Below are 6,130 nucleotides of genomic sequence, written 5' to 3'. Positions count from 1 at the left end.
GCCGGCCGTGCCCCGCAGCCGCGGCCGGGCCGCCGCAAGCCTTGTGGGGCGGGCGTTCGCGCCGGATGCGCGGCGCGCGGTGCGGAGCCGCTTCCCCGATTCTGGCGGCCGGCCGCCCGGCGACGTGTAAACTGCTGCCTTTTTTGACGGTTTGCAGCATGGTGCAAGCACCCCCGCGCCCGGCGCTGAGCGGCCCGACGCTCGTCCGGCTGCTCGCGCGCCTGACCGATGCCGACGTCGCCGAATCCCGGCAGACGCTGTCGGACCGCCTGAGCCAGTGGCTCGGCTGGACCGACGCGATCACGCTGTCGTCCGCGCTGACCGCGAGCCCGCCCGCCGTCGCGGCCGGCGTGCGCGGTTACGACGCCGAACGCGACTGCGCGCGCGTGCGCCACGATCTCGCGCAGGCGATCACGGCCGCCCACCGGCCGCGCACGCGGCGGCGTCCCGGCGAGCTGGCGCCGCCGCCCGCCGATACCGCCGATTTCGCGGACTTCCGCCAGAGCTGTCTGTCCCTGCAGCAGGAGATGGAGACCGCGATCGGCCAGTTGCGCGGCCGTCTGCGGGTCGCGCTCGCCGCGCGTTCGTCCGGGATGGCGCGGCTCGCGACGCTCGACGCGATCATGGAGCGCGTGCTGGGCGCGCGCGAGCGCAGCCTGCTGTCCGCGGTGCCCGCGCTGCTCGGCACGCGTTTCGAGCGGCTGCGCGACGCGGAGCGGCACGCGCTCGCCGACGCGCAAGCGGCCGCCGGCGCGGCCGGCGACGGCGATGCGCCGCCGGCCGCGGCGATCGTGCCCGGCACGTGGCTCGACACGTTCCGCGACGAGATGCAAAGCATCCTGCTCGCCGAACTCGAAGTCCGGTTTCAAACGGTAGACGGGCTGCTCGCGGCCCTTCGTACCTGCTAATCGATACGCTATGTCCAGAATTCGTCTTGATCTCGTTGTCTTCATCGCCGGTTTGCTCGCAGTGGGCTGGATCGGCGCCGGCTATATCGCGTCGAACCCGCTCGCGACGGCCGTCACGCTGCTGATCGGCGCGTGCTACGTCGCCGGTGCATGGGAGCTGCTGCGCTACCGGCAGGCGACCGCCACGCTGTCGCGCGCGGTGGCCGGCCTGACCGAGCCGCCGGCGACGCTCGACACGTGGCTCGATACGGTGCATCCGGGGCTGCGCGGCGCCGTGCGTGCGCGCATCGACGGCGCGCGCGTCGCGCTGCCGGGCCCGTCGCTGACGCCGTACCTCGTCGGCCTGCTCGTGCTGCTCGGGATGCTCGGCACGTTGCTCGGGATGGTCGTGACGCTGAAGGGCACCGGCGCCGCGCTCGAAAGTGCGACCGACCTCGACGCGATCCGCGCATCGCTGATCGCGCCGGTGAAGGGGCTCGGCTTCGCGTTCGGCACGTCGATCGCGGGCGTCGCGACGTCCGCGATGCTCGGCCTGCTGTCCGCGCTCGTGCGCCGCGAACGGCTCGACGCGGGCCAGCAACTCGACGCGAAGATCGCGACGACGCTGCGCGTGCATTCGTCCGCCCATCAGCGCGACGAATCGTTCCGGCTGCTGCAGCGTCAGGCCGACGTGATGCCGGCGCTGGTCGACCGGCTGCAAACGATGATGACGACGCTCGAGGCGCGCAGCGTCGCGCTGCACGATCGCCAGCTCGAAAGCCAGCAGGCGTTCTTCGATCGCACCGAGCGCGCGTATGCGGGGCTCGCGTCGAACGTCGGCGACGCGCTGAAGGAAAGCGCGGCCGAAAGCGCGCGCGTCGCCGGTGCCGCGCTGCAGCCGGTCGTCGCGGCGACGATGGCCGGGCTCGCGCACGAGATGGCGGCGCTGCGCGACACCGTGACGGGTGCCGTGCAGCGTCAGCTCGACGGGCTGACCGACGGCTTCGAGAAGGCCACCGCGAACGTGACGGCCGTCTGGCACCGCGCGCTCGACGCGCAGCGCCACGCGAGTGACGCCGCCGCGCAGCAGTGGCAGACGACGCTCGGCCAGTTCACCGACACGTTCGCGCAGCGTTCGACGGACCTGCTCGACGGCGTCGCGACGCGCCTCGAATCGACCGAAAGCCGCCTGTCTGACGCGTGGCGCGACGCGCTCGCGCGCCAGGAGCAAGTCGGCGAGACGCTGGCCGGCCAGCATGCGAAGGCGCTGGGCGAAGCCGCCGCGACGTTCGAGCGGCATTCGGGCGCGGCGCTTGCCGCGATGCGCGAGTCGCACGCGGAACTGCAGACGCAACTGGCCGCGCGCGACGAGGAACGCCTGGCGGCGTGGCACGCGTCGCTGGCCGCGATGGCCGCGAAGCTCGGCGACGAATGGCAACGCGCGGGCGTGCACAGCGCCGGGCGTCAGCAGGAAATCTGCGACGCGCTCGCCCAAACGGCGCGCGATCTCGCCGCGCAAGCGTCCGCGTTCGAACAACGCTCGAACGATCTGCTGTCGGCGATTCGCGATTCGCATGCGGGCCTGCAGACGCAACTGGCCGCGCGCGACGAAGAACGTCTGTCCGCATGGCACGCGTCGCTGGCCGCGATGGCCGCGAAGCTCGGCGACGAATGGCAACGCGCGGGCGTGCACAGTGCCGGCCGTCAGCAGGAAATCTGCGACGCGCTCGCCCGAACGACGCGCGATCTCGCCGCGCAAGCGTCCGCGTTCGAACAACGCTCGAACGATCTGCTGTCGACGATTCGCGATTCGCACGCGGGCCTGCAGACGCAACTCGCCGCGCGCGACGAAGAACGCCTGTCCGCATGGAACGCGTCGCTGGCCGCGATGGCCGCGAAGCTCGGCGACGAATGGCAGCGCGCGGGCGTGCACAGCGCCGGCCGTCAGCAGGAAATCTGCGACGCGCTCGCCCAAACGACGCGCGATCTCGCCGCGCAAGCGTCCACGTTCGAACAGCGCTCGAACGATCTGCTGTCGGCGATTCGCGATTCGCACGCGGGCCTGCAAGCGCAACTGGCCGCGCGCGACGAAGCACGCCTGTCCGCATGGAGCGACTCGCTGGCGGCCATGGCTGCCGCGCTGCGCGACGAATGGGCGCAGACGAGTGCACAGGCCGCCGCGCGCCAGCAGGACATCTGCGACACGCTGACCCGCACCGCGAACGCAATCACCGCGCAGGCTCAGGTGCACGCAAGCGACACCATCAACGAAATCTCGCGCCTCGTGCAGGCCGCTTCCGAAGCGCCGAAGGCCGCGGCCGACGTCGTCGCCGAACTGCGCCAGCGCCTGTCCGACAGCATGGTGCGCGATACCGCGATGCTCGAGGAGCGCAGCCGCCTGCTCGCGACGCTCGAAACGCTGCTCGGCGCGGTCAACCACGCGTCGACCGAACAGCGCGCCGCGATCGACGCGCTCGTCAGCACGTCGGCCGACCTGCTCGATCGCGTCGGCGCGCGCTTCAACGAAACCGTCGATGCCGAAACCCGCAAGCTCGATTCGGTTGCCGCGCAGGTGACGGCAGGCGCGGTCGAGGTCGCGAGCCTCGGCGACGCCTTCGGTGCGGCCGTGCAAGTGTTCGGCGAGTCGAACGACAAGCTGCTGAATCACCTGCAGCGCATCGAGGCCGCGCTCGAGAAGTCGCTCGCGCGCAGCGACGAGCAGCTCGAGTATTACGTCGCGCAGGCGCGCGAGGTGATCGACCTGAGCATGATGTCGCAGAAGCAGATCGTCGAAGACCTGCAGCATCTCGCCGGTCGGCGCGCATCGGTCGGAGCGTAACGCATGCACGACGAAATCGACGACGGCGCGCCGGCCGCGCCGGTGTGGCCCGCGTTCGCCGACCTGATGTCGGTGCTGCTCGGCGCGTTCGTGCTGATTCTCGTCGGCGTGATCGGCATGCAGTTGCAGCTCACGTCGAAGCTCGAGGAAGCCGTGCGCGCCCGCCAGCAGGAAGCGCAACGGCGCGAGTCGCTCGAAAAGGCGCTCGCCGGGCCGCTCGCGGCCGGCCGCGTGACGTTCGTGAACGGGCGCATCGGCATCAGCGGCGCCGTGCTGTTCGCGTTGAACTCCGACCAGCTGCAGCCCGACGGCCGCGATCTGCTGAAGACGCTGGCCGGGCCGCTCTCCGCATACCTGAAGACGCGCGACGAGATCCTGATGATCTCCGGCTTCGCCGACGATCAGCAGGTGCGCGCCGGCAACCGCCTGTTCGCGGACAACTGGGAACTGTCGGCCAAGCGTGCGCTGACGGTCACGCGCGCGCTGATCGATGCCGGCGTGCCGGCGCGCTCGGTGTTCGCGGCCGCATTCGGCTCCGAGCAGCCGGTCAGCTCGAATGCCGACGATGAAGGCCGCGCGAAGAACCGTCGCGTCGAAATCGCGCCGGTGCCGCGCAAGGCTGCGTCGAGCGGAGGGAACGCGAAGTGACCGGCGACGCGACGCACGTGCGCGTGACGCTCGACGCGTGGCGCGATCGGGGCGCCGACCGGCTCGATCCGGTGCGCTTTCATCGGCTCGACGCGCTCGAGAGGCGCGCGGCCGCGCTCGACGGCGACGCGCGCGCGTTGCTCGATGCGCGGCTCGCGACGCTGCTCGACGCTTATGCGCAAATCGTTGCGCGAGCGGATGACGCGTCGGAAGAACCGGCGAACGCGGCGCCGGCGCGCAGCCGCCTTCGCGAACTCGTCGCGCAGCTCGCACGCGACGCGCAGGCCGACCGGCGCGGAATCGATCCCGACCTGATCGACTACTTCCGCACGATGTGGTCGAAGGTGCGTACCGAACAGCAGTACCGTCAGTCGCTCGACCAGGTGCCGCGCAACGCGGGGCCGCTCAATTCGAACAGCCTCGTGCACCGGTCGCTCGCGACGATGCGCGAGCTGTCGCCGGAATACCTTCAGCAGTTCCTGTCGTACGTCGACGCGCTGGCGTGGCTCGAGGATCTCGCCGGCGGCGCCGCGCAGCCGGAGAAGGAAGCGCCGCGCGCGAAGGCCGCGAAAGCGGCGAAGCCGGCGAAGAAGACTGCGCGCGCCAGGACGCGATAGCGCGGTGACGCACGCGGACGCCGCGTTCCGGCCGTGGTGTTCGTCGTGTGGTGGCCCGCGGACTGTTCTTCGATCGCCGCGCGCAATGCGCGCAACGCGTCGCGTCGCGTTGTACGACTGCATACGAAGACTGTCGCACAGCGCGACGATATCGATGCGGCGCGCGGAATCGGCGTGGGGCTCGGCGAGCATCGGCGAGCGTGCCTGCGGTTCGCTGGCGCGACGGCGTCGCGCGGATCCGGCCGATTATCGCATCGGTGCGCGAGCGTCGTGCCGAGCGTGGGCCGCGCCGCGCACGTGATGCCGGGCGCGTCCGTCCCGTGGATTATTTCCCGTCCTGACATCCGCCGGCATCGACGCCGGCCATTCCGGCGGCGCGTGCCAGCTCGCGCAGTGTCCATCCGTTGCCGAGCAGCAGCCGGCGCGTATGCAATGCGCCGTGCACGTCGTCCGCAACGGTTTCGCCGAGATAGCGCAGCGCGCGGCCTTCGACGTCGACGAAGCCGTGCCGGTAATCCTTCGCGAGCGCCGTCCACAACCGCGCCGCACCGACCGATTGCCGCGCGCTGCTGATCAGGCACAGGCCCGCATCGAGCCCCCATCGATACAGCGTCGTCGCGACGCCTCTGCGTTGCGCGGACCCGCGCAGCCGCGTATGCGGCGCCCGCAGGTAGCGGTCCGCGCGGCGGGGCAATTCGGGCAGCCGGTTGAAGATCGTGTAGCCGGCGAGTTGCCGCGCTGCCGGATCTTCGATGTAAAGGAAGAACTCGCCGTCCGCTTCGCGGTGGCGGGCGAGCAGACCCGAGTCGCCGAGCGCGACGGCCGGCAGGCCGTGCAGCCGATGACCCGGCTGGTGCAGACGCGCGTAAAGCGTGTCGAGTTCATCGTCGATGTCGTGCTGGGAATGCTGTACGTCGATACGCATGGCAAAAGGCGCCCGTCCCGGGCGCATCGAGAAAGGGGTTCGTCGCAACAGCGGACAGAAATGGAAGCGGCCCCCGGGCTCGGCGAGCGAGCCGGGGCCGCGAATCAGCTGGGGATGTGCTGGAAACCGGCGGCGATCGCGGCGAGGCCCGCGATGCAGAGTGCGAACAGGATCACGACTTTGTGGATCACGCCTCTCCCCTCAAGAACGCGCG

The 6,130-nt window shown here is 70.9% G+C and carries 5 protein-coding genes; 4 read left to right on the top strand and 1 reads right to left on the bottom strand.

The features are described 5' to 3' along the window. Positions 1–158 precede the first annotated feature (158 nt). From BSE24067_RS14560 to BSE24067_RS14545, 4 genes are read left to right on the top strand one after another with little or no spacing between them, the layout of a single operon-like run. Positions 159–908, top strand: coding sequence for a DUF3348 domain-containing protein (locus tag BSE24067_RS14560; protein WP_174904788.1), 750 nt, complete (start codon positions 159–161; stop codon positions 906–908). Positions 909–918: 10 nt separating this feature from the next. Then, positions 919–3,726, top strand: coding sequence for a DUF802 domain-containing protein (locus tag BSE24067_RS14555; protein WP_151065380.1), 2,808 nt, complete (start codon positions 919–921; stop codon positions 3,724–3,726). 3 nt (positions 3,727–3,729) lie between these two features. Beyond that, positions 3,730–4,374, top strand: a complete 645-nt coding sequence (locus BSE24067_RS14550; protein ID WP_151065379.1) for an OmpA family protein — start codon at positions 3,730–3,732, stop codon at positions 4,372–4,374. Then, the gene (locus tag BSE24067_RS14545) at positions 4,371–4,991 is read left to right on the top strand and encodes a DUF2894 domain-containing protein (protein WP_151065378.1); all 621 of its coding nucleotides are present in this window, start codon (positions 4,371–4,373) and stop codon (positions 4,989–4,991) included. The genes BSE24067_RS14550 and BSE24067_RS14545 overlap by 4 nt, the downstream gene beginning before the upstream one ends. A 325-nt stretch (positions 4,992–5,316) precedes the next feature. Here BSE24067_RS14545 and BSE24067_RS14540 read toward each other — a convergent pair whose 3' ends face one another. Further along, positions 5,317–5,916 carry a histone acetyltransferase gene (locus BSE24067_RS14540; protein ID WP_174904787.1) on the bottom strand — a complete coding sequence of 200 codons (600 nt, stop codon included), beginning with the start codon at positions 5,914–5,916 and terminating at the stop codon, positions 5,317–5,319. Positions 5,917–6,130: the final 214 nt, after the last annotated feature.

It is taken from the genome of Burkholderia latens, from assembly GCF_902499045.1.
Lineage (GTDB): Bacteria > Pseudomonadota > Gammaproteobacteria > Burkholderiales > Burkholderiaceae > Burkholderia > Burkholderia latens.
The sequence above is the reverse complement of the archived record's forward strand: the minus strand, read 5'-3'. Positions and strand labels throughout refer to the sequence as shown.

Coding starts and splice junctions, on each gene's coding strand:
- BSE24067_RS14540 (WP_174904787.1), bottom strand. CDS start 5,916: ATGCGTATCGACGTACAGCATTCCCAGCACGACATCGACGATGAACTC.
- BSE24067_RS14555 (WP_151065380.1), top strand. CDS start 919: ATGTCCAGAATTCGTCTTGATCTCGTTGTCTTCATCGCCGGTTTGCTC.
- BSE24067_RS14560 (WP_174904788.1), top strand. CDS start 159: ATGGTGCAAGCACCCCCGCGCCCGGCGCTGAGCGGCCCGACGCTCGTC.
- BSE24067_RS14550 (WP_151065379.1), top strand. CDS start 3,730: ATGCACGACGAAATCGACGACGGCGCGCCGGCCGCGCCGGTGTGGCCC.